Annotated in this window: 29 protein-coding genes; 14 read left to right on the top strand and 15 right to left on the bottom strand. The window is 71.0% G+C overall.

Going from position 1 to position 25,671, the window contains the following annotated elements:
• Positions 1-51 precede the first annotated feature (51 nt).
• Positions 52-666, top strand: a complete 615-nt coding sequence (locus BMY74_RS23055) for a TetR/AcrR family transcriptional regulator (protein WP_089919358.1) — start codon at positions 52-54, stop codon at positions 664-666.
• On the opposite strand, the gene BMY74_RS23050 is transcribed toward BMY74_RS23055, so the two are convergent.
• From BMY74_RS23050 to BMY74_RS23020, 7 genes are all read right to left on the bottom strand, one after another.
• Positions 653-1,186: a cysteine dioxygenase family protein gene (locus BMY74_RS23050; RefSeq protein WP_089919356.1), complete on the bottom strand. Its 534-nt coding sequence runs from the start codon at positions 1,184-1,186 to the stop codon at positions 653-655. The two genes, BMY74_RS23055 and BMY74_RS23050, sit on opposite strands and share 14 nt — an antisense overlap.
• 30 nt (positions 1,187-1,216) lie before the next feature.
• Positions 1,217-2,212, bottom strand: coding sequence for a YeiH family protein (locus tag BMY74_RS23045; protein WP_089919354.1), 996 nt, complete (start codon positions 2,210-2,212; stop codon positions 1,217-1,219).
• 68 nt (positions 2,213-2,280) lie between these two features.
• Complete coding sequence (locus BMY74_RS23040; protein ID WP_089919352.1) at positions 2,281-3,183, bottom strand: LysR family transcriptional regulator; 903 nt, start codon at positions 3,181-3,183, stop codon at positions 2,281-2,283.
• Between the two features lie 16 nt (positions 3,184-3,199).
• Entirely contained in the window at positions 3,200-3,838 is a 639-nt protein-coding gene (locus BMY74_RS23035) for a hypothetical protein (RefSeq protein WP_089919350.1), read from the bottom strand.
• A 67-nt stretch (positions 3,839-3,905) separates the two neighbouring features.
• Complete coding sequence (locus BMY74_RS23030; RefSeq protein ID WP_245786310.1) at positions 3,906-5,627, bottom strand: S8 family peptidase; 1,722 nt, start codon at positions 5,625-5,627, stop codon at positions 3,906-3,908.
• Positions 5,628-5,770: 143 nt separating this feature from the next.
• Positions 5,771-6,013, bottom strand: coding sequence for an SRPBCC family protein (locus BMY74_RS23025; RefSeq protein WP_089919348.1), 243 nt, complete (start codon positions 6,011-6,013; stop codon positions 5,771-5,773).
• 9 nt (positions 6,014-6,022) lie between these two features.
• A complete protein-coding gene (locus BMY74_RS23020; RefSeq protein WP_245786309.1) occupies positions 6,023-7,324 on the bottom strand; it encodes a cytochrome P450 in 1,302 nt (433 codons plus the stop codon).
• A 97-nt stretch (positions 7,325-7,421) separates the two neighbouring features.
• Between BMY74_RS23020 and BMY74_RS23015 the strand changes: the two genes are divergently transcribed.
• Positions 7,422-8,564, top strand: a complete 1,143-nt coding sequence (locus BMY74_RS23015; protein WP_089919346.1) for a HEAT repeat domain-containing protein — start codon at positions 7,422-7,424, stop codon at positions 8,562-8,564.
• Here BMY74_RS23015 and BMY74_RS23010 read toward each other — a convergent pair.
• Positions 8,554-9,294, bottom strand: a complete 741-nt coding sequence (locus tag BMY74_RS23010) for a DeoR/GlpR family DNA-binding transcription regulator (protein ID WP_089919344.1) — start codon at positions 9,292-9,294, stop codon at positions 8,554-8,556. The genes BMY74_RS23015 and BMY74_RS23010 overlap by 11 nt on opposite strands.
• A gap of 49 nt (positions 9,295-9,343) precedes the next feature.
• On the opposite strand from BMY74_RS23010, the gene BMY74_RS23005 reads away from it, so the two are divergent.
• The gene (locus BMY74_RS23005; protein ID WP_177229873.1) at positions 9,344-9,706 is read left to right on the top strand and encodes a DUF4406 domain-containing protein; all 363 of its coding nucleotides are present in this window, start codon (positions 9,344-9,346) and stop codon (positions 9,704-9,706) included.
• Positions 9,707-9,846: 140 nt separating this feature from the next.
• On the opposite strand, the gene BMY74_RS23000 is transcribed toward BMY74_RS23005, so the two are convergent.
• Entirely contained in the window at positions 9,847-10,437 is a 591-nt protein-coding gene (locus BMY74_RS23000) for a phosphoribosylanthranilate isomerase (RefSeq protein ID WP_342717696.1), read from the bottom strand.
• Between the two features lie 117 nt (positions 10,438-10,554).
• On the opposite strand from BMY74_RS23000, the gene BMY74_RS22995 reads away from it, so the two are divergent.
• Entirely contained in the window at positions 10,555-12,285 is a 1,731-nt protein-coding gene (locus tag BMY74_RS22995) for an L-aspartate oxidase (protein WP_089919339.1), read from the top strand.
• 43 nt (positions 12,286-12,328) lie between these two features.
• On the opposite strand, the gene BMY74_RS22990 is transcribed toward BMY74_RS22995, so the two are convergent.
• The gene (locus BMY74_RS22990; RefSeq protein WP_089919336.1) at positions 12,329-12,763 is read right to left on the bottom strand and encodes a cupin domain-containing protein; all 435 of its coding nucleotides are present in this window, start codon (positions 12,761-12,763) and stop codon (positions 12,329-12,331) included.
• A gap of 68 nt (positions 12,764-12,831) precedes the next feature.
• Here BMY74_RS22990 and BMY74_RS22985 point away from each other — a divergent pair, with 68 nt between their 5' ends.
• On the top strand, positions 12,832-13,596 hold the full coding sequence (locus BMY74_RS22985; protein WP_089919334.1) for a hypothetical protein: 765 nt from the start codon (positions 12,832-12,834) through the stop codon (positions 13,594-13,596).
• Between the two features lies 1 nt (position 13,597).
• Here the strand turns inward: BMY74_RS22985 and BMY74_RS22980 are convergent, their stop codons facing one another.
• Positions 13,598-14,422, bottom strand: a complete 825-nt coding sequence (locus BMY74_RS22980; RefSeq protein ID WP_089919332.1) for a class II glutamine amidotransferase — start codon at positions 14,420-14,422, stop codon at positions 13,598-13,600.
• A 97-nt stretch (positions 14,423-14,519) separates the two neighbouring features.
• On the opposite strand from BMY74_RS22980, the gene BMY74_RS22975 reads away from it, so the two are divergent.
• Positions 14,520-14,942, top strand: a complete 423-nt coding sequence (locus BMY74_RS22975) for a hypothetical protein (RefSeq protein WP_089919330.1) — start codon at positions 14,520-14,522, stop codon at positions 14,940-14,942.
• An 8-nt stretch (positions 14,943-14,950) separates the two neighbouring features.
• Here the strand turns inward: BMY74_RS22975 and BMY74_RS22970 are convergent, their stop codons facing one another.
• Complete coding sequence (locus tag BMY74_RS22970) at positions 14,951-15,475, bottom strand: GlcG/HbpS family heme-binding protein (RefSeq protein WP_089919327.1); 525 nt, start codon at positions 15,473-15,475, stop codon at positions 14,951-14,953.
• A 75-nt stretch (positions 15,476-15,550) separates the two neighbouring features.
• Here BMY74_RS22970 and BMY74_RS22965 point away from each other — a divergent pair, with 75 nt between their 5' ends.
• The gene (locus tag BMY74_RS22965; RefSeq protein WP_245786308.1) at positions 15,551-16,513 is read left to right on the top strand and encodes a sensor histidine kinase; all 963 of its coding nucleotides are present in this window, start codon (positions 15,551-15,553) and stop codon (positions 16,511-16,513) included.
• Positions 16,510-17,115: a response regulator gene (locus BMY74_RS22960; RefSeq protein ID WP_089919325.1), complete on the top strand. Its 606-nt coding sequence runs from the start codon at positions 16,510-16,512 to the stop codon at positions 17,113-17,115. Before BMY74_RS22965 ends, BMY74_RS22960 begins: the two co-directional genes overlap by 4 nt.
• On the opposite strand, the gene BMY74_RS22955 is transcribed toward BMY74_RS22960, so the two are convergent.
• Entirely contained in the window at positions 17,112-17,672 is a 561-nt protein-coding gene (locus tag BMY74_RS22955) for an ester cyclase (protein ID WP_089919323.1), read from the bottom strand. The genes BMY74_RS22960 and BMY74_RS22955 overlap by 4 nt on opposite strands.
• Before the next feature lie 12 nt (positions 17,673-17,684).
• Complete coding sequence (locus BMY74_RS22950) at positions 17,685-18,701, bottom strand: MBL fold metallo-hydrolase (protein ID WP_089919320.1); 1,017 nt, start codon at positions 18,699-18,701, stop codon at positions 17,685-17,687.
• 79 nt (positions 18,702-18,780) lie between these two features.
• On the opposite strand from BMY74_RS22950, the gene BMY74_RS22945 reads away from it, so the two are divergent.
• Positions 18,781-19,449: a TetR/AcrR family transcriptional regulator gene (locus BMY74_RS22945; protein ID WP_089919318.1), complete on the top strand. Its 669-nt coding sequence runs from the start codon at positions 18,781-18,783 to the stop codon at positions 19,447-19,449.
• Here the strand turns inward: BMY74_RS22945 and BMY74_RS22940 are convergent.
• Positions 19,422-19,760: a hypothetical protein gene (locus tag BMY74_RS22940; protein WP_143091670.1), complete on the bottom strand. Its 339-nt coding sequence runs from the start codon at positions 19,758-19,760 to the stop codon at positions 19,422-19,424. The genes BMY74_RS22945 and BMY74_RS22940 overlap by 28 nt on opposite strands.
• Positions 19,761-19,826: 66 nt before the next feature.
• Here BMY74_RS22940 and BMY74_RS22935 point away from each other — a divergent pair, with 66 nt between their 5' ends.
• From BMY74_RS22935 to BMY74_RS22915, 5 genes are all read left to right on the top strand, one after another.
• Positions 19,827-20,657 (top strand): phosphatase PAP2 family protein, encoded by an 831-nt coding sequence (locus BMY74_RS22935; protein ID WP_245786307.1) that lies wholly within the window; start codon positions 19,827-19,829, stop codon positions 20,655-20,657.
• A 63-nt stretch (positions 20,658-20,720) separates the two neighbouring features.
• Positions 20,721-21,602, top strand: coding sequence for a class A beta-lactamase (gene bla / locus BMY74_RS22930; protein WP_089919309.1), 882 nt, complete (start codon positions 20,721-20,723; stop codon positions 21,600-21,602).
• A gap of 75 nt (positions 21,603-21,677) precedes the next feature.
• A complete protein-coding gene (locus BMY74_RS22925) occupies positions 21,678-23,372 on the top strand; it encodes a cellulase family glycosylhydrolase (RefSeq protein ID WP_089919307.1) in 1,695 nt (564 codons plus the stop codon).
• Position 23,373: 1 nt separating this feature from the next.
• Positions 23,374-24,243, top strand: a complete 870-nt coding sequence (locus BMY74_RS22920) for an NAD-dependent protein deacetylase (protein ID WP_089919304.1) — start codon at positions 23,374-23,376, stop codon at positions 24,241-24,243.
• Positions 24,244-24,249: 6 nt separating this feature from the next.
• Positions 24,250-25,668, top strand: a complete 1,419-nt coding sequence (locus BMY74_RS22915) for a DUF4419 domain-containing protein (protein ID WP_177229872.1) — start codon at positions 24,250-24,252, stop codon at positions 25,666-25,668.
• Positions 25,669-25,671 lie beyond the last annotated feature (3 nt).

The raw sequence follows: 25,671 nt of genomic DNA, 5'->3' as shown, positions 1-25,671 counted from the left end.
CGAACAACGTTCAATATGCGTTCTGAACGTTGTTCAAGTTAGGCTGGACGCGTGAGCACCGAGCAGACCGCCTGGGGTGACGCGGAGGGCAGGCGGCGCGACATCCTGTCGTCCGCCGAGCGGATCCTCGAGGAGCAGGGGTACGCGGGCCTGACCATGCGCGCGATCGCGGTCGGCGCCGGCGTCAGTTCCGGCACCGTCTACCAGTACTTCTCCGGCAAGGAGGACGTCTTCGCGGCGTTGATGGAGCGGCGCCTGGACGAACTGCGGCGCACCCTCGCGTCCGTCGACCGCAGCCTCGGCATCGCGGGCGTGCTGAAGGAGGTCGAGCCGCAGGTCACCAAGTTCTGGCGGCGGTTCGGGCGGTCGGCCGCGCAGTGGGAGGCCAAGGTGCTCTCCGGTGGCCGTCGAGGCAAGGAGGCCGCGAACTCGGCCCAGGACTACCGCAAGACGCTCAAGGCCCTCGCGAAGGCTCTCGAGGAGACGGCCTCGGCGAGCGGTCAGGAGCTGATCGACGACCCCGCGTTGCCGCACTGGGTCTGGGACTCGCTGATCGGCCTCGCGGACGACCTGCTGCTGCAGGGCGCGCGGATCAACCGGGTGAAGCCGGCTCAGCTGGTCGCGTTCGCCACGGGGGCGATCGAACGGGGGATCATCGCCCGCTGACGGGCTGGTCGTAGCGGCGCCGGATGCTCGTGCCGAGAATGCCGATGTCCGCTCCGTAGACGTGGATCGAGATGGCGACGGAGCTGGAGTTGTTGCACACCTTGTGGATGTCGCCCGGCGGCACGAGGTAGGACGCCACGCCCTCGGGGGTCTTGTTGACGCGCAACGGGATCAGCCGGTCACCGCGCAGCCGGTAGGTGGTTTCCTCCTCTTCGCCGACGTAGGTGCCGACGACGCACCACGAGACGTGGTCGTGGATGCACGTCTCCTGACCCGGCAGCCAGACCAGCGCGACGACCGAGAAGCTGCCGTCCGGTTCGACGTGCAGGACGTGCTGGCGGTAGGCGTTCGGGTCGGGCTCGCGCTGCGCCGCGCTCAGCAGGAACGGGTCGGTAAGGTGCCCTTCCAGCGTGCGGGCCACCTGTGCGGCAACGGTTTCGTCGTCGCCACCGCGGGTGATCGCGGCGCGGAGGGAGCCCACGAGAAGCGTGGCCGTGGGGGAGAGCAGGCTGTGCGTCATGTGCGGGTCCTCCTCCGAGGAACGGGGAGATCAGCCGATCAACACCGTGCCGGTCAGCACGAGCACGACGATCACCGTGGTCGAGAGCAGGCCCAGCAGCAGCACGGCCGGGCCGGAGCGGATCAGGGAACGCAGGCGCACCGCCGTGCCGAGCGCGAACATGCCCGCGGCCAGCAGCACGGTGTCGACGAACGTCGCCGCCGACAGCACGACATCGGGCAGCAGGCCGGTCGCGCGCACCGCCGCCATCGCGAGGAAGCCGAGCACGAACAGCGGCACGATCGGCGGACGTTGGCCCGAGGTGGGGTACTTGAGACGTTCGGCGAAGCTCACGGCGGCGAGCATGGGCGCGAGCAGCACGACCCGCGTCAGCTTCACCGCGACGGCGATGGCCAGAGCACCGCTCACCGGTCCGGCGGCGGCCACGACCTGCGCGACCTCGTGCACGCTGCCACCCGCCCACACGCCGTACTGCGCGGACGAGAGGCCGGTCAGCGGGAACAACGCGGGCAGGCCGAACATCGCGACCGTGCCGAAGAGCGTGACCAGGCCGAGCGCCTTCGCCACGTCCTCCTCGTCCTGCTGCCGCACGCTGTTCATCGCGGCCACGGCGGAGGCGCCGCAGATCGAGAAGCCGGTCGCGATCAGCAACGACAGGCCCTCACCCACCCCGAGCACCCGTCCGAGCCACCGCGTCACGACGAACGTGACCACCACGGCGACCACCGCGAGGACGAGGATCTCGTAGCCGAGCTTCAGCACGTCCTGGAAGACCAGCTTGAGCCCGAGGAGCACCACACCGAGGCGCAGCAGCCGACGTCCGGCGAGCTTCACGCCCGGCGTGACCGAGGCCGGCAGCGTCACGACGTTGGCGACGACGGCGCCGAGCAGCACCGCGGCCGTGAGCGCGCTGACCGAGGGGAAGAGCCACGACAGGACCATCGCGACGGCGACACCGGTTCCGACCAGCGCCAGGCCGGGCAGGACCGGGTCGGCGGTGCGCGGAGTGGTCCTGACGATGCCCATGCCACCACGATGGCGAGCAGGGGCTATGGGCAGTAGAGGGCCATTTGTTGGGGGTCCATAAGGCGCGCTTATGCCCTCGCCGACGCGGAGATCAGCGCGTCCACCGTGGCGCGCATGATCGGCAGCCGGATGAGGTCCGGCCAGGTGTACAGCGCGGTCAGCCGTTGCGCCGCCGACTCCACCTCGATCGCCGTCAGACCGGGGTGCTGCAGGAACGACAGCAGCAGCCTCGGCACGAGCGCGACGCCCAGACCTGCGGTGACGAGGCTCTGGATGGCCAGGTTGTCGTCGGTCGAGCAGGTGATGTCCGGGACGAAGCCCGCCTTCTCGCACGCCTGGTGCAACGCGCGCTGGCAGCGCACGCAACCGGCGATCCAGCGTTCCTCCGCCGCCTCGGTCAGCGACACCCGCTCACGCCCGGCGAGCCGGTGGCCGGTGGGCACCAGCAACGCGAGCGGCTCCCGCAGCAACGGCACGCTCAGCATGCCGTTGACGGTGGCCTCGTCCTGCGGTTCGTCGAGGTAGCTGAAGCTGAGCACCAGGTCGGCCTCACCGCGGCGGAGCAGCGCGAACGAGTCCGGCGGCTCCTCCTCGACGAGCTCGAGCCGCAGCTGAGGGCGTTCCTCCGCCAGGATCGCGGCCGCCGCGGGCACCAGCGAGACGTTGGCGCTGGGGAAGGCGCAGATCCGGATCGTGCCGATGTCGTGCGTCGCTATCGCGCTGACCTGCTGGTGGGTCGTCGCGAGCCGGTCGAGCAGGTCCGACCCGCGTTCCGCCAGGATCCGCCCGGCCTCGGTGAGGTGCAGGCCCCGGCCCGTGCGCACGAACAGCGGCCCGCCCACCTGCCGTTCCAGCGCGCGCATCTGCTGGCTGACGGCGGGCTGGGTGCAGTGCAGCAGTCGTGCGGCGGCGCTGAAGGATCCGGTCCTCGCCACCATCGCGAAGACCTCCAGCTGGCGGGTGTCGAACATCCCCGCAGCGTAAGGCTCACTTGCCGGAGAAGAACGCGTCGAGCGTGCCGCCGTTGCTCTCGCAGTGCCGGCGGGTCGTCTCGAGCGTCGCCGGTTTCTCCGCCTCGTCGGCCATGCCCACCTGCGCGAAGACCCGCCGCAGCAGCTCGATCTGCTCCTCCAGGCCGGCCCGCAGGAAATCGCTGCAACTCGACCGGACGGTCAGCCCGCCGTTCGACGGCGAGCCGTCCGCGGGCACGAAGACGAAGAGCAGGGCGATGACCACCGCGAGCCCGAACCCGACGACCGCGCCGTTGCCGGAGCTCTTGCGCGGCGCCAGCCAGGCCTCGGCCTCCCGCACGAACGGCTCGGCGGGGGAGAGGTCGGTGTCGATCCAGAATTCGAGGCTGTCACCGCCGATCACGTCGAACTGGACGTGACCGGCGGCCAGCATGATGCGTTCGACCTGCTCGCGCTCGTACGAACCGGTCCAGAACGGCTCCGGTCGCACGAACACGAGGCGGTCCGGCAGCAGGAACACGACGTCGCGCTCACCGCGGGCGAGGCGTCCGGTCTGGCCGGGGCCGAGGATGGCGCCCGCGAGCCGTGCCGTGACGAGGGCGTGTTCGTGCTCGTCGAGGGCCTCGGCGGCCGACGACCACAGATCGGGTTCCACGTCACTGCTATCGCCGCGAGTGGGGACCTGGGTTAGCCGTGCCGGCCGAGGTTCCTCCGAATGCCTTTCAGAACGTGAGCTTCCAGGAGTTGATGTAGCCGGTGTCCTGCCGCGCCACGTCCTGGACCTGCAGCTTCCACGTGCCGTTCGCGACCTCGCTCGACGCGTTGACCGCGTAGGTCGCCACGACGTTGTCGGCGGAGTCGTTGTTCGAGGCCTTCAGGCGGTACGCGGTGCCGTCCGGGGCGATCAGGTCGATGACCAGGTCACCGCGGTAGGTGTGCACGATGTTGACGTCGACCTTCAGCGTCGCCGGGGCGTTGCCGCTGACGCCGGAGACCGTGATGGAGCTGCTCACGGCCGCCCCGGCGTCCGGGATGGCCACGTCGTTCGTGTTCTCGAACGAACCGCCACCGGGAGGGGTCGTGCCGGTGTCGACGGCGGCGAACGCGTCGACGCGGCCCTCACCGAAGAAGTTGTTCTTCGCCGTGGTGCCGCTGCACCGGCTGTCGGTGCAGCTCAGGTCGTCCGCCTGGGTCGCGAGCAGCGCGCGCAGCTGCGCCGGGGTCGCGGTGGGGTTGGTCGACTTGAGCAGCGCGGCGACGCCCGCGACGTGCGGGGAGGCCATCGACGTGCCGGACATGGTGGTGTAGCGGCCACCGGGGATCGTCGAGTAGACGGCCTCGCCGGGCGCCGCGACGTGGATCTTGTCGGTGCCGAAGTTGGAGAACTGCGACTTGGCGTTGCCGGAGCCGATCGACGCGACGCTGACGACGCCGGAGACCTCGGTCGGGACGCTCAGGCAGGAGTTGGTGACCGTGCGCGTCGCCGGGGTCGAGTCGTTGGGGCTGCTGGAGTCGCTCGACTTGTTCGCGAGGTTGTAGTTCTCGTTGCCCGCCGCGGCGACGTTGAGCACGCCCTTGCCCTCGGCGTACGCCACCGCGCGCTTCACGCCCTCGAGGATCGCGTCCTGGTCGGCGTTGTCCGGGCAGTTGAACAACCACGGGTCGGTGTAATAGCTGTTGTTGGTCACCTCGAAGCCGCGGTCACCAGAGAACACCATGGCGCAGATGGTGTTCTCGGGGAAGAACAGCCCGCTCGGCTTCTCCGCGATGCGCACCGACGCCACCTTCACGCCGGGAGCGACGCCGACCATGCCGCGGCCGTTCTTGGCGGCCGCGATCGTGCCGGCCACGTGCGTGCCGTGCGTCCCGGTGTCCCGCCACGACCCGGTGCGCGTGTCGAGCTTGCCGTAGGCGCACGACGCGGAGTTGGCGGAGTCGAAGTTCGGCGCGAGGTCGGCGTGCAGGTCGTCGACGCCCGTGTCGAGCACACCGACCGTGACGCTGGAAGACCCGGTGTTGACCGCCCACGCCCTGTCGGCGCCGATCTGGCTCATGTCCGCCCGCACCGGCTCCCCGGTCGCCGGCGTGGACTGCGACGGCGAGGTCGGAACCGGCGGGTTCGCGGCCTCCGCCGGAACGTCACTCGTGCGGGTGGCACCGACCTTCTGCACACCGGCCGTGGCGCGCATCTTGGCGGCGAAGTCCGCGGTGCTCGAATGCGCGACGACGACGCCGATGGCGTCGAAGCTCGACCACACCGTCCCGCCGTTGCTGCCCACGGCCGTCTTGGCACCGGCGGTGTCACCGGGCGCCGTGATGACCAGATAACTACGCGTACCTGCGGCAGGCGCGGCAGCGGCGGGGGTGGCCGCCGCCAGCACACCGGCGCCGACGGCCGCGGCGATGACCGCGGCGCGCAGGCGTGATCGTGAACCCAGGAACACGATTCCTCCAACTCCTAAGCGGGCGTCGCCCGCGCACGTCGCGCGGGTGCAGGGGCCCGTCAGAGTCATTAGAGGAGGTCAGGCGGGAATCGGGACGCCTGGTTCCGGAAATGCCCCGTTCGGCTTACTACGAACGTCGCACGTCAGGCGTGTCGCGTGAGGACACGGCCGTCGGCAGGGCCGCGCGGCAGGCCTGCTGTGGAAGTGGTGCACGCGGTGTCCGGACAACCGGTCTCCGCCGGGTCGTAGGCGATCCGCCCCTGGTCGAACGCCGGCGTGCGCACCCCGCGCTGCACGCTCCCCACGGTGCCGATGTCCTGCTGGCGCAACACCTCGTCGAGGTACCGGACGGCGTCGAGGATGCGTCCGGCCGCGTCGGTGCTCACCCGCCGAGCTCAGGCGAGGCTCGCCGGCAGGCGTTCGAAGCCGCGCAGGATGAGGGTCGGGCGGCGGTGCGCGCCCGGCAGCGTCGTCAGGCCGGGGAAGCGGTCGAAGATCGTCCGCAGGCCGATCTCCCCCTCCATGCGCGCGAGCTGGGCGCCCAGGCAGTAGTGGCGGCCCGCGCCGAACGAGACGTGGTCGCGGGCGTTCGGGCGGGTCACGTCGAACGTCGACGGGTTCTCGAAGACCGACGGGTCGCGGTTCGCACCGGCGAGCACGGTCGTGACCAGCTGGCCGCGCCGCACCGGGACCCCGGCGACCGTCGTGTCGCGGGCGCACAGGCGGCCTGTCAGCAGGACCGGTGGGTCATGTCGCAGGACCTCGTCGACGGCGTTGCTCCACAGCGACGGGTCCGCGCGGAGGGCTTCGAGTTGCGCGGGGTGCTTGGTGAGCAACGAGATGCCGTTGCCGATCAGGTTGACGGTGGTCTCGAAACCGGCGGCGAGGACGAGGCCCGCGGTGGCCTTCAGTTCGCGCTCGGTGAGGCCCTCGCCGTCCTCGCGGGCGGTGATGAGGCGGCTCAGCAGGTTGTCGCCGGGGTTGGCGCGCAGCGCGTCGAGGTGGCGGGAGAGCCAGTCGTCGAACGAGTTCAGGCCCGTCTCGACGTCGCGGAACACCCGCCACGACAGGCCGAGGTCGAGCGACGGTGCCGCGGCCGCGCCGAGGGCCAGGACGGTGGAGCGCTCCTGGGTCGGCACACCGAGGATCTCGCTGACCACGGTGACCGGGAGCAGGCCGCAGTACGCCTCGATCAGGTCGACCGGGCTGGACGGGTCCAGGTCGTCGAGCAGTTCGTCGGCGATCTCCTGGGTGCGGACGCGCAGCTGTTCCACGGCGCGGGCGGTGAAGACGCGCGTCACGAGCTTGCGGTAGCGGGTGTGCGCGGGCGGTTCGACGGCCAGCAGCGACGGCGGCTGGACGGGGTGCACGACCTCGGTGGACGACCACGCGGCGAGCTTGCCGAGGACGCCGGCTCCGAAGCGCGGGCGGGCCGTCACGAACGCGTCGTCGGACAGGACCGCCTTGACGACCTCGTGCCGCGTCGTGGTGTGGCCGATGCGCGTGGCGGCCAGCGGGCCGCGGGCGCGGATCTCGTCGAACAGGCCCGTCAGGTCGGCGCCGGTGGAGGCCTCGACGGTGATGCGGCCCTGCAGGTCGCCGCGGCGGGCGGCCAGGCGGAGCACGGCACGCGGCAGGGCGTGCCCGATGCTCCAGCGCACCGCGGGTTTGACGTGCTGCTCAGCGAGGCTCGTCACGGTTCGCAGCGTGCCCAGTGGGCCGCCGGGAGTCAAGGCCTCGGCCGTCCGGGCGATTCGGGAGTCCACTTGGGACGGCGCGATAGGGTGCGCCGCCATGGAGATCCGGGCGCTGCTCGACCGCATGGACGACGACCGCTGGAGGACCGAGGCGGGCGACTTCACGCGCGAGCACGGGATCACGACGTTCGGCCGGTTGGTGGAGCTGCTCACGACCGCGCAGGACGGCGACGTCGTGCGGCAGGGCTATCGGGTCTTCTCCCTGCTGGCGGCGGACGACGAGCTCTACGCCGGCCTGCTGGGCCACCCGCACCACGGCATCCGCCGGGCGGCCGCGAGCATGTTCCGCGGCGAGAAGGCGTTGCGGTACTCCCGCGAACTCCTGCCGCTTCTCGCCGACGAGGACCATCACGCGCAAAGGGAAGCGCTGTGGGCGTTCGGGACGATGGGTCCGGAAGTGCTGCCACTGCTGCAGGAGACCCGCCGCACGGCCAAGGGCGCGCTGCGCAGGGGCGCCCTCGTCGGCATCGCCGAGGTCGCCGGCCCCGACGCGTTCCTGCCGCGGGACCGCAGGGTGGTCGACCGGTTCGTCCGGTACAAGATCGAGGACGAGGTGTACGACGTCGACGAGATGCACCTCTGCGGCGGCTGGTACGCGATCAGGACCGACGACCAGGCGGCCGTCCTCGGCGTCTGCGGCCTGCACGACCCGGTGCCGGTGACCAGGGTGCTGGGCGCCGACGCGTGGAACAACGACCACCACGCCTGGTCGAAGGACGACGAGCACGTCCGGTGCGCCAGGGTCTACGTGACGGGCGCGTGGGACGGCTGGACGCTCGTGTTCGGCGAGCCGTTCGAGCACGGAACCCGTTCGGTGCAAGAGATCTGCGCGGTGCTGAGCGCTGTCTTCGGCGAGACGCACTACTACGGCATGAGCTGTGGTGACGGCTGGACGGCGTGGTGCATCGCGAAGGACGGCGAGATCGTCCGCTACTACGACGCGTTCGAGGAGGACGAGCAGATCGGTGAGCTCGAGGTCGAGAACGGCTGGTGCCTGCCGCACGACCTCAGCGAGGAGAACGAGGACCTCGACGACATCTACGCCACCGACGTGGCCGGCGAACTCTCGGTGGACCCCACGTACTTCGAGGGCGACGTCGAGGGGCACGGCGTGCTCGCGCTGACCCGGTGCGGCCGCGACCACGGCTCTCCCAAGGGTTTCCTGCGGATCAGCAACTGATCACCGGCACCTCCAGCGCGCGCACGGTGTCGTTGTCCGCGTCCGTGATCACCCCGGCGACGTCGGCGAACGGCAGCACGGTGAACCGCGAGGCCGTGCCGATCTTCTCCGAACTGGCCAGCACGTAGGTGTCCGCGGCCTGGTGCGCGAGCGCGCGCTTCATCGCGGCCTCGTCCGCGTCACCGGTCGTGAGGCCCGCGTCGGGGTGCACGCCCGTGACGCCGAGGAAGAAGAGGTCCGCGTGCACGCCCCGTGCGGCCTCCACGGCAGCGGCACCGCACGCGACCATCGAGTGCTTGAAGAGCCGCCCGCCGATCACATAGACCTCGACGTTCTGATGCTCTTCCAACGCGCTCGCGATCGTCGGACTGTGCGTGACGACCGTGGCGCGCAGGTCGAGCGGTAGGGCGCGCACGACGGCAAGAGTGGTCGTGCCGCCGTCGAGGATCACGGTGCTGCCCGGCTCGATCAACGCGGCCGCCGCCCGTGCGACCCGTTGCTTGCCATCGACCTGCACGCCCTGACGCGTGGCGTAGTCGGCGATGGCGGGCGATACGGGCAGTGCGCCGCCGTACACGCGTTGGCAGAGACCCGCCGCCGCCATGTCACGCAGGTCGCGCCGGATCGTGTCCTCGGAGATGCCGACTTCGGCGGCGAGGTCCTTGGCGACGATCCGGCCGTCGGTGCGCAGTCGTTCGAGCAGCAGGTCACGGCGTTGGGCAGCCAGCATGCACGTTTCTCCTTGTTTTTGCCGAGTCTTGCACATTATGGTCGGAGTCATGCTGATTCTGATCGCAGGCCCGTACCGCTCGGGCACCGGGGACGACCCCGAACTGATGGCGCGCAACCTCGAACGCCTGGAGGAGGCCGCGTGGCCGCTCTTCCGCAGCGGGCACGTGCCGATGATCGGCGAGTGGGTCGCGCTGCCGGTGCTGCGCGGCGCGGGCGGCAGCTCGCCGACGGACCCGATCGCTTCGGAGATCATGTACCCGACGGCCGAGCGTCTGCTGCGGCACTGCGAGGCGGTGCTGCGGCTGCCCGGCGAGTCGGCCGGGGCGGACGAGGACGTGCGGATCGCGCGGGAACGCGGGTTGCCGGTGTACCACCGGGTGGAGGACGTGCCGGGGTACCGCGCGGCCTAGCCGCGGGATGGAGTTGCCGGTGTGCCGCGCGCCGGCGCGCGGTGAGGACGAGCGGGCCGCCGGGCTCGGGCACGCCTCTGGCCGCCCAGCCGCAGACCTGCAACCACGCCACGGCTACCGCGTCCCGGCCGCTGCGCGGCTCAGCCGCGGGCGGCCGCCACGAACTCCCGCATCCGGCCGTGGTCCTTGACCCCGCGGCTCGACTCGATCCCGCTCGACACGTCCACGCCCCACGGCCGCGCGACGCCGATCGCGTCCGCCACGGTCTCCGGCGACAGCCCTCCCGCCAGCACCCACCTTCCGGTGGGCGGGTTCCCGGCGAGGCGCGTGATGTCCCACTGCTCGCCCGACCCGGCGACCGGGGAGTCGATCAGCAGCAGCTCCTCGCCGAACGCCCCGGTGCGCACGTCCGTGCCCGGCCCCAGGGCCGTTGCCCTGACCAGGTCGAACGGCAGGTCCGCCAGTTCGTCGAAGGCTTCCTTCGAGTAGTCGCCGTGCAGCTGCAACGCGCGCACGCCCGTCTTCAGCGCCAGCTCGCCGGCCTCGGTGGCCGAGATGCCGCGCACGACGGCGACGGTGAGGACGTCCGCGGGCACCTCCGCCACGAGCCTGCTCGCCAGGTCGACGTCGATCTGCCGGGGGCTGGTGGTCAGCACGAAACCGACGGCGTCGGCGCCCGACTCCACGGCGGTGGTGACGTCGGACTCGGTGCGCAGGCCACAAAGCTTCACGAACACACCACCGATCCTAGTGATGTGGCGACGAACGCACTGTCACGCGGCTAACAGTCACAAGCTCCGGTGCTGCGCGGTCCTGGTTAATGGAAGACACGGGCAACGGAGGCCGCGATGAACCAAACTGAACGCCGAGTAGCCACTTCGGTCCTCGTGATCGGCACCGGAGGCGCGGGACTGCGCGCCGCCATCGAACTCGCCGAGCGCGGCGTCGACGTGGTGGTCGTCGGCAAGCGCCCCAAGGCCGACGCGCACACCGCGCTCGCGGCCGGCGGCATCAACGCCGCGCTGGCGACGATGGACCCCGCCGACACGTGGCAGCAGCACGCGGCGGACACCATCAAGGAGAGTTACCACCTCGCAAACCCCGAGATCGTGCGGGTCGTGGCCGAGCAGGCGCCGCGCGGCATCGAGGACCTCGAACGCTGGGGCATGCCGTTCGCGCGGGAGGCCGACGGGCGTATCTCGCAGCGGTTCTTCGGCGCGCACACGTTCCGGCGCACGTCGTTCGCCGGCGACTACACGGGGCTGGAGATCCAGCGCACGCTCGTGAACCGGGCCGCGCAGCTCGGCATCCCGATCCACGACTCCTGTTACATCACGCGGATCCTGGTACGCGACAACGTGGTGTTCGGCGCGTACGGGTTCGACCTGAACACCGGCACGCGGTCCGTGTTCCACGCCGACGCCGTCATCCTCGCGGCGGGCGGGCACACGCGGATCTGGCGCCGCACGTCGAGCCGCCGCGACGAGAACACCGGTGACTCGTTCCGCCTCGCCGTGCTCGCGGGCGGCCGGATCCGCGACCCCGAGCTGGTCCAGTTCCACCCGTCCGGCCTGCTCGAACCCGAGAACGCGGCCGGCACGCTCGTCTCGGAGGCCGCGCGCGGTGAGGGCGGCGTCCTGACGAACGCCTCAGGCGAGCGCTTCATGGCCCGCTACGACCCGCAGCGCATGGAACTGTCCACACGCGACAGGGTGGCGCTCGCCGCGTACACCGAGATCAAGGAGGGCCGCGGCACCCCGAACGGCGGTGTCTGGCTCGACGTGTCGCACCTGCCGCGCGAGCAGATCATGCAGCGCCTGCCCAGGGTGTACCAGACGCTGCTCGAACTGCAGATGAAGGACATCACCCGGGAGCCGGTGGAGATCGCGCCGACCGCGCACTACTCGATGGGCGGCGTCTGGGTGTCGCCCGCCGACCACTCCACCGGTGTGGAGGGCCTGTACGCGATCGGGGAGGCGTCCAGCGGGCTGCACGGCGCGAACCGGCTCGGCGGCAACTCGCTCATCGAACTGCTGGTGTACGGGCGGATCGTCGGCGAGGCGGCGGCGGAGTACTCGGCCTCCCTGGACGCGCAACGGCGTTCGCGCGAGGCGATCGACGAGGCCCGGTCCGAAGTGGACGGACTGCTGGCCGCTGACGGCCAGGAGAACGTCCGCGCCCTGCAACGGGCACTGCGCGACACGATGACCGAGCACGCGGGCGTCGTCCGCGACGAAGCCGGGCTGCGCAAGGGACTCGAGGAGCTGGACCAGCTGGAGGAGCGCATCCGCGACATCGGCGTGCACCCCGACCTGGCCGGGTTCCAGGACCTCGCGCACGCGTTCGACCTGCTGTCGTCGGCGCTCGCCGCCCGCGCGACCCTGGAGTGCGCGCTCGAACGGCGCGAGACCCGCGGCTGCCACAACAGGTCCGACCACCCGGACCTCGACCCCGCGCAGCAGGTGAACCTCGTCTGGTCGGGGCCTGGGCAGGTGGACCGGGAGGAGATCCCCGCGGTGCCCGCCGAGATCACGGCTCTGATGAGGGACGTCGACACGACCGGCAAGCTGGTCGAGTGAGCGGCCGGGGGGCGGGGACGGGCCCCGCCCCCCGACGAGGACGTCACGGTCGTGGCGCCCTGAGGTGCTTGCGCGCCTCCAGTTCTTCCGGTTCGACGACGGTCAGCATCGGCTGACCGGGCGCGCAGAACATCGTGACGACGAAGGCCGACTCCTCGTCGGCCAGGTGGTTGCCGTCCTGGTAGTGGATGACGTCGCCGCCCGGTTCCCAGAACGTCCCGCCCGCGCGCACGACCCGCTCCGGCTCGCCTTCGAGCTCGAAGACGATGGCGCCCTTCACGACGTAGCCGTACGCGGGCCCGGAGTGCCGGTGTGGCGGCGCTCCCGGGCTCGACGGCGGCAGCGTCACGAAGATCGTCATGGCCTCGGCGCCGCCGGGGATCTGCGGCGCGCCCGGCACGGTGCCGATGACGTCGATCTCCGGCGGCGGACCGCTCTGGTCGGGGTTGTCCAGCTGGTGCGTGTGTTCGTGGCTCATGTCCGAAAAGACAACGCGGCGAGGCGATCTGTGACAGCGTCCGGGTTCGCCCGCCGAGAGGAAGACCGTTGCACGAGGAGATCGCCGGCTGGGAGCTGTCCCGCCGAGACGGCGAAGAGCACTTCCGCAAGCGCCTGGCCAACGGCGTCACCGTCCACGCGACCTGGGACGGCACCGGCACGGTCGAGGCGTACGTCGAACCCGCCGGGATCGGGCGCGCGATCGCCCGCGGCCGCGACGAGTTCCGCGGCAGGGAGGCGTTCTTCACCGCCGCCCGGCTCGTCGTCGACGTGGCCGCGAACCTGCCGTCGTTCCGGATGGGCGCGCAGACGCACGCGGACCACGTGCTGACCGGCGAGGTGGCGGGGTCGGTGGACGCGATGCCCGGTTCGGGCGCGGTGCCGGAGGCCGAACTGAGGTTCACGCTCACGGACGGCCGCTCGGTCACGCTGATCCTCACCGAGGACCAGTCGCACGACCTCACGTCGAGCATCTACTCGCTGAGCAAGCACGTCTGGTCCGAGCAGCACGAGCAGCAGCGCGAGGCGGTGCCGGAGCGCGCGGCCGAGGTGCCGGACGTCAGCGAGGTGGAGGCGGGACCGGACACCGGCCACGAGCTGATGCTGGTGCTGGAGCAGCGCTTCGGCGTCACCCAGGACTTCCTGCTGGCGCACGTCGACTGGTCCGCCGTGGTCGTCGTCGGCGAACCGGCGGTCAGCACGCTGCTCGACCGCGCGGACGAGCTGACCGAGGCCATCGCGCCGAGGTGGTTCCCCGGCGCGGTCGAACGGCCCGGTGAGGTCTGGGTGGTCCTGCACCGGGCGTTCGGGTAGGTCAGGGCTTGAAGGGGAGCAGTTCCTCCTCGACGCCGGTCCGCACCACCACGCACGTCGACTCCGGCACCTCCTGCCACGCCCCGACGAGGTCGGCCAGCGGTTCGGAGACGATCAGCCGCGAGTCGTCGGCGAGGTTGTGCAGCGCCGGGTTGTCGGGGTACTGGCGGCGCAGCGTCGACACGTCGGTGCTGTGGTAGAGCGTCCGCGACTTGCCGCGGCTCGAGTACCGGAACGCCCAGGTGGTCGAGCCGTCGGTGACCGCGACCGTCATCTGGACCGGGTACTCGATCCCCGCGCGCCGCCCGACGTCCTCGACGAACTCGACCATGCGCGCCACCCCGGCCGGCGGGTCCTGCTCCAGGCCGAAGCTGATGGCCAGGTAGAACATGATCTCGGAGTCCGTCGACCCCTCGACCAGCGGGAACAGCACGGGGTCGATCGCGAGCATCAGCTCGCGCCGCACCAGCGGGAACTTCGGGATCAGCCCGTTGTGCATCCACAACCAGTTCTGGTGGCGGAACGGGTGGCAGTTCGACCGCTGCACCGCGCCGCCCGTGGACGCCCGCACGTGCGCGAAGACCCGGTCGACCGTGATCTGCGCGGACAGTTCCCGCAGGTTGCGGTCGTTCCACGCGGGCTCGGTGCTCAGGAAGAGGCCGGGCGTGCTCGTGCTGCCGTACCAGCCGATGCCGAACCCGTCCCCGTTCACCGCCGTCGCACCCAGCCGGGCGTGCTTGGACTGCATGACGAGCGAGTTCTCCGGCGCGTAGAGCAACTCCTCCAGCAGAACGGGCGAACCGGAATACGCGAGCCACCGGCACATGACGAACCTCCTCCACCCCAGCCGCTACATGGGAACACGTAGCAGACCGGAATGGGAGGTTTGCGGCGACGCGCCCTCCTCGGGCAGCATGGCTGGGGTGACGGTCCCTCCCGGCTTACGGCAGCCGCCCTACGAACAGCCGCGCGGGAACTTCGAGACGATCGAGGTGTACGCGCCGGTCACGCAGGTGCCGCCCCGCCAGGAGCCGCCCCGTCCCGCGCCGCCTCGTCCCGGGCCGGAGCCGGTCGAGGAGTCCGCGGAGCGCTCCGACATCGCCGTCATCGGCCCGATCGCCGCCGTCGTGCTCGCCCTCACCGTCAGCACCCTGGTCCTCGACCACCCCGCGGCCCGCGCCGTCGCCGCCGGTCTCGCCACGATCGGGCTGATCGTGGCGGTGGCGTTGATGCTGATGGGCAGGAAGCCGAAGCCGGGCCGGCACGTGGCCCGGCACGCGGTCGACCCGGAGGCGACGGACCGGATCGCGCCTCCCGGGTGGGGGACGACGGACCGGCGCCGCTGACCCGCGGCTCAGCGCAGGGTCGCGAGCCCCGCCTTCGCGAACTTCTCGTCCAGGTCGCCGCTGGGCGCCCCGCCGACCCCGATGCCCGCCACGGACGTGCCGTCGACCGCCACCGGCACGCCGCCGCCCAGGAACAACGTGCCGGGGATGTCCCGCAGCGTCGCGCCCTGGCCGGTGACGCGGCCGGCGAGTTCCGAGGTCGGGGCGTTGAACGACACCGCGGTGAACGCCTTGCGGCGTGCCGACTCCTCGGTCTGCGGGCCCGCGCCGTCGCCCGCGAGGAGCACCACCAGGTCGCCGCTGCGGTCCACGACGGCGACCGTGACGCGCTGGTTCTCCTTCTCGGCCGCGTCGAGGGTGGCCTGGGCGGCCCTGACCGCCGCGTCGATGGTCAGCACCTTCTCCGTGCGGGTGGTGGTGCGCTGGTCCGCGGCCGCGTAGCCGCCGCCGATGCTCAGCACGACGAGGGTGGCGATTGCGATCTTCTTGATGTCCATGGCCACAACAGTGGTCTCGCGACGGCCGTTCGCCATGGTGGTGATGGTTGAACCCCGGTTCAACCCATCGGTTGACCCGCGGGGCGTGCCGGGTCGCCTAGGGTCGCCGCCGTGTGGCTGCACAGGGCGATGCACGCGGGGTTCTACGTGCTGCTGACGGCGTCGGCGGCGCGGTACGTCGCGTACCACGGTGCCGACCTCGCCGTGCTCGGGCCGGCGGCGGTGCTGGGGCTCGTCTACCCCGCGAGCGTGCGGTGGCCGCGGACCCTGCCGGTCGTGCTGGCCGTGTGGCTGGTGCTGGTGTGGCTCGCGCCGAGCTTCGGCTGGTGCGCGATCCCGTTGTTCTTCCAGTGCCTGCGCCAGCTGCGGCCGCGGGTGGCGCTGCCGGTCGCGGGCGTGCTGACGGCCGCGGTGGTGGCGGCGCAGGTGAGGCTGGCGGCGACGTTCGACTGGTCGCTCGTGCTCGGCCCGGTGGGGGTCGCGGTGCTGACGGCGGCGGTGTTCTTCGACCGCGCGCGGCTGCTGCACGAGGCCGGGGCGCTGGAGGAACGCCAACGCCTCGCGCGCGAGATCCACGACACCCTCGCGCAGGGCTTCTCCAGCATCAACCTGCTGCTCTCGCTCGGAGAGACGGAGAAGGCCGCCGAGGTGGCGCGGGACAACCTGGGCGAGGCGCGCCGGTTCGTGCGCGACCTGGCGCCGATCCACGGCACGCTGGTCGACGCGCTGCACCGGCTGGTGCCGCACGTGGAGGTGGACGGCGAGCCGTACCCGTTGACCGTGCAGACGGAGGTCGCGCTGCTGCGGGTCGCCCAGGGCGCCGTGGCCAACGCCACCGAGCACGCCGCGGCCTCGCGGGTCGCGATCACGTTGTCGTACCTGGGAGACGCGGTGACACTGGACGTGGTGGACGACGGGCGCGGCTTCGACCCGGCGGCGGTGCAGGCCGCCGACGGACGCGGTTACGGGCTGGCGTCGATCCGCGGCCGCATCTCGGAGCTGGGCGGCACCGTGTCCGTCGAGAGCGCGCCGGGGGAGGGAACCGCAGTGGCCGTGACGGTGCCGACGCCGTGAGGGTGCTGGTGGTCGACGACCACCCGGTGGTCCGCTTCGGACTGGCCGGGTTGCTGTCGCGCGACTTCGAGGTGGTCGAGGCCGCGACCGGCGAGGACGCGGTGCTGCGGGCGTCCACCGTGGACGTCGTGCTGATGGATCTCCAGCTGGGCAAGGGGATCGACGGCGTGGAGGCCACCCGCCGCATCCGCGCGCAGACGGACGCGCCCCAGGTCGTGGTGCTCACCACCTACGACTCGGACGCCGACATCGTGCGCGCCGTCGAGGCGGGCGCGATCGGCTACCTGCTCAAGGACTGCGCGCCGGAAGAGCTCGCGAAGGCCGTGCGCACGGCGTCGACCGGCCAGACCGTGCTCTCACCGGACATCGCGCAACGGCTGCTGCGCCAGGTCCGCGGCCCGGCGCCGAAGCTCAGCAAGCGCGAGGTGCAGATCCTCGAGCACCTGGCGCGCGGCCTGTCGAACCGGGAGATCGCGAAGGCGCTGTTCATCAGCGAGGCCACGGTGAAGACACACCTGGTGCGGATCTTCGCGAAGCTCGGGGTGGAGACGCGGACGGCGGCCGTGACGACTGCCGTGGAGCGCAAGCTGATCCGGCTCTAGTCCAACGACGGCGGCGTGGTCTTCACCAGGCGCTCGTCCGGCCGGCCGCCCGACATCGCGAGCATCCCGCGCACCACCTGCAGCAGCTTGCGCAGCCCACTCGGCCTGCGGCGGTCGATCCCCCCGATCACCTGCTTCAGCAGGCTGAGCTGGTCGAAGTAGATCCGCTCGGTGACCAGGTTCTCGTTCTCGTCGAAGATGAAATACGCGTTCATCCGGGTGCGGTGCGTGCCGCCGGTCGGCGGGATCTTGCCCAGCGGACCGAGGTGCGTGCCCAGCAACCAGAACTCGACGATCACGGCGTCGACGCTGTGCCGGAACGAGATCAGCTCGTGGTGCTGGTCGGGGAACGCCACGCGCGTGTCGGTGTAGTACTGGCGCACCGCGTCGTCGCCGTCGTGGACGACCATCTGGGCGATGATCTCGTAGTGGGGGTGCGGGAACGTCGAGAGCGTGGCGTCCCAGTCGTGGGCGACCTCGTCGCGGAAGTGGTCGAGCACGAGCTTTTCGCGTGCCTGCAGGACTTCCCTGGACGGGAAGGTGAAGCGGTCGGACATAGCGGGAGCTCCTCAGTGGACGATCTGGCCGTGGCTGAACGTCGGTTTCGTGCCGGGGTTCGTCCAGGCGCCGGTGAGTTCGCTGGAGGGGAAGAACTGCAGGAACCGCGGGTCGGACTGGCTGCGGTCGGCGAGCGTCTTCTCCAGGACGGTCGAGTTGTACTGGTCGGCCGTGCTCTCGATGGTGTTGGCGTTGAGCACGACCTCGTGCTGCCACCGGCGTGACCAGGCGGCGAGGCCCGGCAGCTTCGAGTGCTCGGGGGTCAGCGCCTCGGCGGCGATGACGTTCTCGCTGCTCACCCAGATGCCGGTCGAGGTGTTGACGACGAGGCTCTGGTTGCCGAACACGTGGCCCGGGGTCTTGACCACCGCGACACCCGGTCCGAGCACGACGGAGCCGTCGATCGGCAGGAACGCGTCCGGGGGCAGGTCGCGATAGGTCGACGGCTGGTACCAGGGGCGCTGCAACGGGTGCAGGTCGGTGAGGGCGGCCAGCTCGTCGCGTTGCACGATCACCTTGGCGTTCGGGAAGTACGGCGTGGTGCCGATCCAGCGCCTCAGGTCCTGGGTGTGCAGGTGGTCGAACATCAGGTAGTCGACGTCCTCGGGTGCGATGCCCAACTGGTCGAGGTGGCCGGGCACGGTGCCGTGGACCTTCACCATGCGCCGCTCCACCACGTCGGGAGTGCGTTCGGACAGGTCCTCGAAGTACGGCGTGTAGCGGCCGTACTCGTGGTCGCTCGGCTCGAACAGCAGGACCCGCTCGCGGTCGCCCTCGGTCCAGCGGATCACCAGCATGCGGTTCGTGATCGACAGGAACGGCGCGATCGCCCGCGACGCCCTGAACAACCCGAACCGGGTCGGGTACGGCAGCGTCACCAGGTCACGCGTGACGATGCTGCCCGGTGTGCCGGTCGTGGCGAACTCCCGCCGGAACGCCTCGCCGCGTTCGCGCACGAGACGCAGCCGCGCTCCAGGGCCGCCTTCGACGTCCATGCCGTCGAGCGTGTCGATCGCGCTGAAGTTCATCACCCCTCCAATACCCACACTGTGGGTTAATTCGAAGGTTAAACCCACGGTGTGGGCATCCGCAAGGCACAATGGCCGGATGACTGGAACCCGCCGAGGCCGTCCGCGGACGCCGCTTCTGTCGCGCGAGTCGATCGTCGCGGCGACGCTGCAGGTCATCGACGCGGAGGGCGTGGCGGGCGTGGGCATGCGGTCGGTCGCTCGGGCGCTCGGGGTCGACGCGAAGAGCCTCTACAACCACGTCGACGGCAAGGACGGCCTGCTCGACGCCGTCGCCGAGCAGCTGCTGGGCGGCCTGGTGCTGCCCGCGCCCACCGGCGACGCGCGCCACGACCTGCACGCCATCGCGACGGCGTTCCGTTCGCGCGCGCTGGCGCACCCCGGTGCCGCGCCGCTCGTGCTCACCCGCCAGCTGTCGTCACTGGAAGGCCTCGCGCCGGTCGACGCGGTGCTCTCGGTGCTGCTGGCCGCGGGCGCCGCGCCGGAGCAGTCCGTGCACCTGCTGCGGATGCTGCTCGCCACGCTGATCGGCACGTTGCTGCGCGAGCTCTCGGCCGCGCCGGCGTTCGGGGGCGACGACGGGGAGCGCCGCCGGGCGCTGGAGGCCTCCGGGCTGCCGGCGGTGGTCACGACGGCGCCGCACCTGGCGGCGTTCGACCGCGACGCCGAGTTCGAGCACACCGTGGACCTGGCGATCACGGCCGTGCTCGACCGCCTCGGTCAGCGGTCGGGGTCCAGGTCCTCGTAGAGGCCCTGCACCAGCCGCCCGGTCGGTTCGCCGCCGGACGTCTCGAGCAACGCCCAGCCGGGCGAGCCGGTGGCGTCGTCGCCGGGATCGTCCAGGAAGTACAGGGCCGAGTGCAGTGCCTCGTACGCGACCATGCGCGCGAACGCCCGCAGGTCGTCCGGGTCTGCGCCGAGTGCCTCGAGGCGTGCGCGGGCGGGTTCACCGCGCTCGAAGGTCGGGCCGGGGCCGTGCTGGTCGACGATGGCCCACATGCCGCGCAGGAACCGCTGCCGTGCGCGCTGCGGGATGTTCTCGTCGTCGTGCGGATCCATGCCGGACAGCATGCCGGTTGATCTTCGTCCGGCGCGGTGGGCCGAACGGAGGCAGACTGCCTCAGCGTGAACCTTCGACGGTGGCCCGTGGTCGCGGCGGCGGGATTCGTCTTCGCGGCGGTCGTGTACGTCCTCGCCGTGCTGACGAGGGCAGGCCAGACCATCGAGAACGCCGCGCTGCGCGGCGCGGACCAGGACGACGTGTCCGGAACGGACGCCGCCTGGCAGTCGCTCGGGCAGATCACGATCTACTCGCTGGCCGCGGCGGTCGTCGCGGTGGCGCTGGTCGGTGTGCTGAGAAAGCGCTGGGACCTCACGATCGCGGCCGTGGGCGTGATCGTCGCCGGCCAGGTCGTGGTGCAGGCGCTCAAGCGGTTCGTCCTGCCGCGCCCGGCACTGGTCGAGGTCACCGGCGACTACGCGCACAACAGCCTCCCGAGTGGACACACGACGATCGCGATGACCGTGCTGTTCGCGGCGGTGATCGTGGTGCCGTGGAAGTGGCGCGGGGTCGTGCTGTTCTTCGTGCTGCCGTGGGCGACGGCGATCGGTCAGTACACGCTGACCGCGAAGTGGCACCGCCTCAGCGACACCCTCGCCGCCGACGGCATCGCGCTCGCCCTCGCCGCCCTCGCCGCGTGGTGGTTGCAGCGCAGGGGATCCCTGAAGCCCTACACCGGACCGCGGCGCGTCGGCCGGGTCGTGCTGGTCGTGTTCTGGTCGCTCGCCGCGGTCGCGTCACTCGTCCTGGGCGCCATCCTGTGGGGATTTCCGCTGGCCAGGGAAGGGCTGAACGCCGACGAGTGGGTGATCTACCTCGGCGCCGGGTCGTTCGCGTCGGCCGGGTCGCTGATCGCCGCGCTGACGTACCTGGCGTGCTGGCGCCGGATCGAGTGACAACCAGTTGATCTCCCGCGCGTCCATTCCGGTGGAGAGGTTTCGGGAGAAGGGGACAGGACGTTGAGCTTCAACCGACGTGCGGCGCTGACCTTGGGCGCGGGAGCGGCACTGGCCGTGGCGGTTCCGGCCCAGGCACAGGCGTCGACGATCACCGGCAGGCTGCGCGAGCTCGAGAGGCAGCACCACGCGCGCCTCGGCGTGTTCGCGACGGACACCGGCACCGGCCGCACGGTGCTGCACCGGGCCGACGAGCTCTTCCCGATGTGCTCGACCTTCAAGACCATCGCGGCCGCGGCGGTCCTGCGCAAGGACCGCGACGGGACGTTGCTGGGCAAGGTGATCACCTACACGAAGTCCGATGTGGACAAGTCCGGGTACGGGCCGATCACGGGCAAGCCCGAGAACCTCGCGAACGGCATGACCGTCTCGGCCCTGTGCGAGGCGACCATCACCTACAGCGACAACTGCGCGGCCAACCTGCTGCTCAAGGAGCTCGGCGGCCCCACGGCGATCAGCCGCTTCTGCCGCTCGATCGGCGACCCGGTCACGCGCCTCGACCGCTGGGAGCCGGAGCTGAACTCCGCGGAACCGGGCCGCGTCACCGACACGACGTCGCCGCGCGCCATCGGCCAGAGCTACGCGCGCCTGACGCTGGGCCACGCCCTCAACTCCAACGACTCCGACCAGCTCACGAAGTGGTTGCTGGCCAACACGACCGGCGACAACCGCCTCCGCGCCGGCCTGCCCGCCGCGTGGCGCTGGGGCGACAAGACCGGTACCGGCAGCTACGGCACGACGAACGACGTCGGCATCGCGTTCCCGGTCGGCCGCGCGCCGATCGTGATCGCCGTGTTGTCGACGCGCGAGAGCGAGCCGACCGGCGGCGCCGACGAGCCGCTGCTCGCCAAGACCGCCGAACTGGTGGCGGCCACGTTCAGCTGATCGCCGCTAGCCGCATCGCCGCCGCACCGGCTACGTTCGACGTGAATCTCGTTCACGTTCCCAAAGGCGGCGGCGATGCGGCGAGCGGTTCTCCTGGCGGTCCTCTTCCTCTTCTCCCTGGTGATCACCTCTGCCCGCGCGGAGTTCGACGGCTCCGAGCTGCGGGTCTCCGGCGGGGTCTTCCGCGACGAACACGGCCGCGAGGTGGTGTTGCGCGGCTTCAACGTCTCCGGCACGGCGAAACTGGCCGAGAACCGCGGGCTTCCATTCGCCAACGTCGCCGACGCGCGCAGGTCCGCGCAAACGATGAAGCAGCTGACCGGCGCGAACGCCGTGCGGTTCCTGCTGACGTGGGCGTGGATCGAACCGCAGCGCGGCCAGATCGACCACACCTACCTCGACCGCGTGACCGCCCAGCTGCGGGCTTTCACCGGTGAAGGCATCCGCGTTTACCTCGACTTCCACCAGGACCTGTACTCGCGATACCTGTTCAACAAGGACAGCTGGTACACCGGCGACGGCGCCCCGGCCTGGGCGGCGAGCGGGTACCCCAAGGAGTCGTGCGGGATCTGCGTGCACTGGGGCCAGAACATGAAGAACAACAACGCCGTCACCGCCGCCACCTACGACTTCTGGCACAACCGGAACGGCGTGCAGGACTCGTTCGTCAACGCGGCCGGCGCGGCTCTTGCGCACGTCAAGAACGCCTTGCCCGTCACCGACTTCAAGCTCGTCGTCGGCGTCGACCCGCTGAACGAGCCGTACGCCGGGAAGTACGACGCCGGACAGACCTCGCAGACGTGGGAGCGCGACCTGCTGATGCCGTTCTACCAGCGCTTCCGCGCGGAGATGGACGAGGCGGGCTGGGCGCACAAGCCCGCGTTCGTGGAGCCGCTGGTGTTCTGGAACCAGAACGTGGACTTCTTCGCCGAACCCGGCGGGCTGACCCTGGTCCCGTCGCTCGGCGAGAGGTTCGTGTTCAACGCGCACTTCTACGACGGCAAGGCGCAGTCCGGGATCCTCATGCCGGGCAAGGCGGGCGACGGCCAGTACACCCAGGCGTTCGGCACGATCCGCGACCGCGCGCGGGCGCTCGGCACCACCGCGATCGTCTCCGAGTTCGGCCACCCGGTCGCGGGTTTCACCTCCGACAAGACGCCGTCCGTGCTGAAGGCGATCTACCAGGGCCTCGACTCGACGGCGCCGGGCGCGCGCTGGTGGTCGGCGCCGCGCGGCAGCGTGCTCTCCGGCAGCCAGTGGCACTGGGACACCAACTACGGCCGCCACCGCGAACTGATGAACGACAACCCGGCCAAGGTCAAGACCGACGGCGATGCGATGAACGACGAGCACTTCTCGGCCGTGAAGCTCGACGACGCCGGCAACGCGGTGCTGAACGTCGACCGCGCCCTCGTCGACCGCGTGTACCCGCAGGCCGTCGCGGGCACCACGCTCGCGTTCACCTACGAGGACCGCGCCTACCAGACCTGGCAGCAGATCCCGCTCCCGAACGTCCGCGCGCTCGTCGGCTCGGCCCCGTTCGCGGTGCTGGTCTGGGACTCGGACGGGGGCTCCGCGCCGACCGAGCTGCACCTGCCGGGGTCGCTGCGCTCGCCGCTGGTCGTCAGCTCGGCGGCGTCCACCGCCCAGGGCGACAAGCTCCTGCTCCGCAGTGGCGCCGGACGCCAGTTCGCGCTGGTCACGGCCCCGTCCGGCGGCGACGTCGCCGCTGCGGAGGCCGAGATTCGACAGTGGTACGTAAGCTGGTGAAGTGCGAACAAGGCCCACTCTGACCTGGTCGAACCCCGGCCCGTCGCTGCCGCGCACCTCCACCCTCGCCGACGTCGTGCCGATCGTCGAGGAGGGCGGGGTGCTGGTGCTCAGCGGCGCGGGCATCTCGACGGAGTCCGGCATCCCGGACTACCGCGGCGAGGGCGGGTCGCTGCGCAAGCACACCCCGATGACGTACGAGGAGTTCACCACCAGCGAGGCCGGGCGGCAGCGCTATTGGGCGCGTAGCCACGTCGGCTGGCGCACGATCGCCCGCGCGCACCCGAACGCGGGCCACCACGCCGTGAGCCGGCTGCACCCGAAACTGGCCGGGGTGATCACCCAGAACGTCGACGGCCTGCACCAGGCCGCGGGCTCCCCGGACGTCGTGGAACTGCACGGAGGCCTCGACCGCGTGATCTGCCTCGGCTGCAGGCTGATCACGCCGCGCCTCGACCTCGACCGGCGCCTGCGCGAGGCCAACCCGGACTTCCACGCGACGACGGACGAGATCAACCCGGACGGCGACGTTTTTCTGCCGGAAGAGCAGGTGCGCGGCTTCCAGGTCGTGCCCTGCGAGGCGTGCGGCGGCGTGCTCAAGCCGGACGTCGTGTTCTTCGGCGAGAACGTGCCGCGCCCGCGCGTCGAGCAGTGCTACTCGCTCGTCGACGGCGCGCGGTCCCTGCTCGTCCTCGGCTCCTCGCTGACGGTGATGTCGGGTCTGCGGTTCGTGCGGCGGGCGGCCGCGGCGGGCATTCCCGTCGTGATCATCAACCGGGGCGAGACGCGCGGTGATCCGCACGCGTCGCACCGGGTCGACCTGCCGCTCGGGACAGCGCTGACGGAGCTGGCGGAAGTCGTTGTACGGTAAGGAATGGTGACATTTCCGGTCGACGACGTCATGCCCGTCACCGACTCGCTGCCCACCTCTCGCACCGCTGACCTGTTCCCCGCGGCGCTCGCCACCGGAGGCGACGCGCAGGTGCTCAGGCCCAACGGGGTGCACCCGTTGCTGCACGCGGTCGGCAAGGCGTTCGCGGAACACCGGCCCCTGGTGCTGTCACCGGACGCGGTGTGGCTGACGATCGCGCGCGGCATTTCCGACCACGTGAAGCAGCACGCCGAGGAACTGAGACCGGTCCTGGTCGGCCACGAGGGCAAGGAGCGCCTGACGGCGCACTTCGGCCCGGGCGACACGTGGGACTCCTTGGTGGAGCGGCTCGCGAAGCAGATCGGCGACTCGATCTTCGAGTGCGACTTCAGCACGAGCACCGCCGTCGAGCGACTGGCCGGCCGGGTCGCGATGCTGGACGCCTACTCGCCGTACTTCGGGTTCTGGATGATCGCAGTCTGCGGCATCCCGTCGATCACCCTGACCGGCACGCCCGACGACTGGCGCCGCATCCGTGCCAGGATCGACGACCTGCCCCGGTTCGGGCTGGAGCGCTGGTGCCGCTCGCTCGTCCCGATCACCGACGAGTTCGTGCGCGCGGCAGAGGGCAACGCGGACGCGGAGTTCTGGAAGCGGATCTACAACCCGGTCGACGCCTACGGCGGCGAGATCGTCACCGGCTGGGTCACGCGCTTCTACCCGTACCTGGAGTACCCCGCTGACGGCACCGTGCCGAACCCGATGCTGGACCTCCCGGTCGGCGAACCGCGGGACAGCGCCGAGCACGGCCTCTCCACGGACACCGTGCCCGCCACGCTGAGCCGTGCGGTGATCAACGTCAACGACGGCCGCGACGTCAGCGCCGTGGCCCTGGAAGCGGGCCTCGTCGGCGTCACCCAGCACGAGGACGGTGCGCTGGAACCGGTGGCGGGCTGGGCGCTGACGCCTGCTCCGCCGGGCATCGAGACGGTGCTGGACCGCATCGCGGCCGAGCACGAATGTGAGCCCCCTGAGCCTCGGGTGCGGCGCCCGGGACCGTTCAGCATCTACATGGGACCGCAGGGCAGTGGCGAGCTGATCGCGCTCTACGAGCGCTTGGGTGCGGCGTCGCTGCGCGGTGGTGCGTGGAGGATCCGCCCGGACAGCGCGCGGGAGCATGTAAAGGTCGGCCGCTACCAGGTCGACGTGGTGTTCGACCTGGCGGACGGGCGGTGCGCGGGTGAGGTCGCCGACTTCCGCACCGGACTGAGCCACTGGGTGGTCTTCGGTCCCGGCGACCGGCCGGAGGAAGTACCGGTGCTCGGCGGATCACTCGCGATGCTGCTGGAGTCGGTGCTCGACCACGGCGACGTCGCGCACCTGGAGACGATGAAGCTGTCGGAGCTGCGGCTGAGCTACGACTAGGCC

Source organism: Lentzea albida (genome assembly GCF_900111005.1).
GTDB classification, from domain to species: domain Bacteria; phylum Actinomycetota; class Actinomycetes; order Mycobacteriales; family Pseudonocardiaceae; genus Lentzea; species Lentzea albida.
Note: the sequence above shows the minus strand (reverse complement) of the source record. Positions and strands in the feature narration are given on the sequence as shown.

Excerpts from the sequence above, each read along its gene's own strand:
- BMY74_RS23050 (WP_089919356.1), bottom strand. The coding sequence starts at position 1,186 with ATGACGCACAGCCTGCTCTCCCCCACGGCCACGCTTCTCGTGGGCTCC.
- BMY74_RS23045 (WP_089919354.1), bottom strand. The coding sequence starts at position 2,212 with ATGGGCATCGTCAGGACCACTCCGCGCACCGCCGACCCGGTCCTGCCC.
- BMY74_RS23040 (WP_089919352.1), bottom strand. The coding sequence starts at position 3,183 with ATGTTCGACACCCGCCAGCTGGAGGTCTTCGCGATGGTGGCGAGGACC.
- BMY74_RS23015 (WP_089919346.1), top strand. The coding sequence starts at position 7,422 with ATGGAGATCCGGGCGCTGCTCGACCGCATGGACGACGACCGCTGGAGG.
- BMY74_RS23010 (WP_089919344.1), bottom strand. The coding sequence starts at position 9,294 with ATGCTGGCTGCCCAACGCCGTGACCTGCTGCTCGAACGACTGCGCACC.
- BMY74_RS23005 (WP_177229873.1), top strand. The coding sequence starts at position 9,344 with ATGCTGATTCTGATCGCAGGCCCGTACCGCTCGGGCACCGGGGACGAC.
- BMY74_RS22995 (WP_089919339.1), top strand. The coding sequence starts at position 10,555 with ATGAACCAAACTGAACGCCGAGTAGCCACTTCGGTCCTCGTGATCGGC.
- BMY74_RS22990 (WP_089919336.1), bottom strand. The coding sequence starts at position 12,763 with ATGAGCCACGAACACACGCACCAGCTGGACAACCCCGACCAGAGCGGT.
- BMY74_RS22980 (WP_089919332.1), bottom strand. The coding sequence starts at position 14,422 with ATGTGCCGGTGGCTCGCGTATTCCGGTTCGCCCGTTCTGCTGGAGGAG.
- BMY74_RS22970 (WP_089919327.1), bottom strand. The coding sequence starts at position 15,475 with ATGGCGAACGGCCGTCGCGAGACCACTGTTGTGGCCATGGACATCAAG.
- BMY74_RS22955 (WP_089919323.1), bottom strand. The coding sequence starts at position 17,672 with ATGTCCGACCGCTTCACCTTCCCGTCCAGGGAAGTCCTGCAGGCACGC.
- BMY74_RS22950 (WP_089919320.1), bottom strand. The coding sequence starts at position 18,701 with ATGAACTTCAGCGCGATCGACACGCTCGACGGCATGGACGTCGAAGGC.
- BMY74_RS22945 (WP_089919318.1), top strand. The coding sequence starts at position 18,781 with ATGACTGGAACCCGCCGAGGCCGTCCGCGGACGCCGCTTCTGTCGCGC.
- BMY74_RS22940 (WP_143091670.1), bottom strand. The coding sequence starts at position 19,760 with ATGGATCCGCACGACGACGAGAACATCCCGCAGCGCGCACGGCAGCGG.
- BMY74_RS22925 (WP_089919307.1), top strand. The coding sequence starts at position 21,678 with ATGCGGCGAGCGGTTCTCCTGGCGGTCCTCTTCCTCTTCTCCCTGGTG.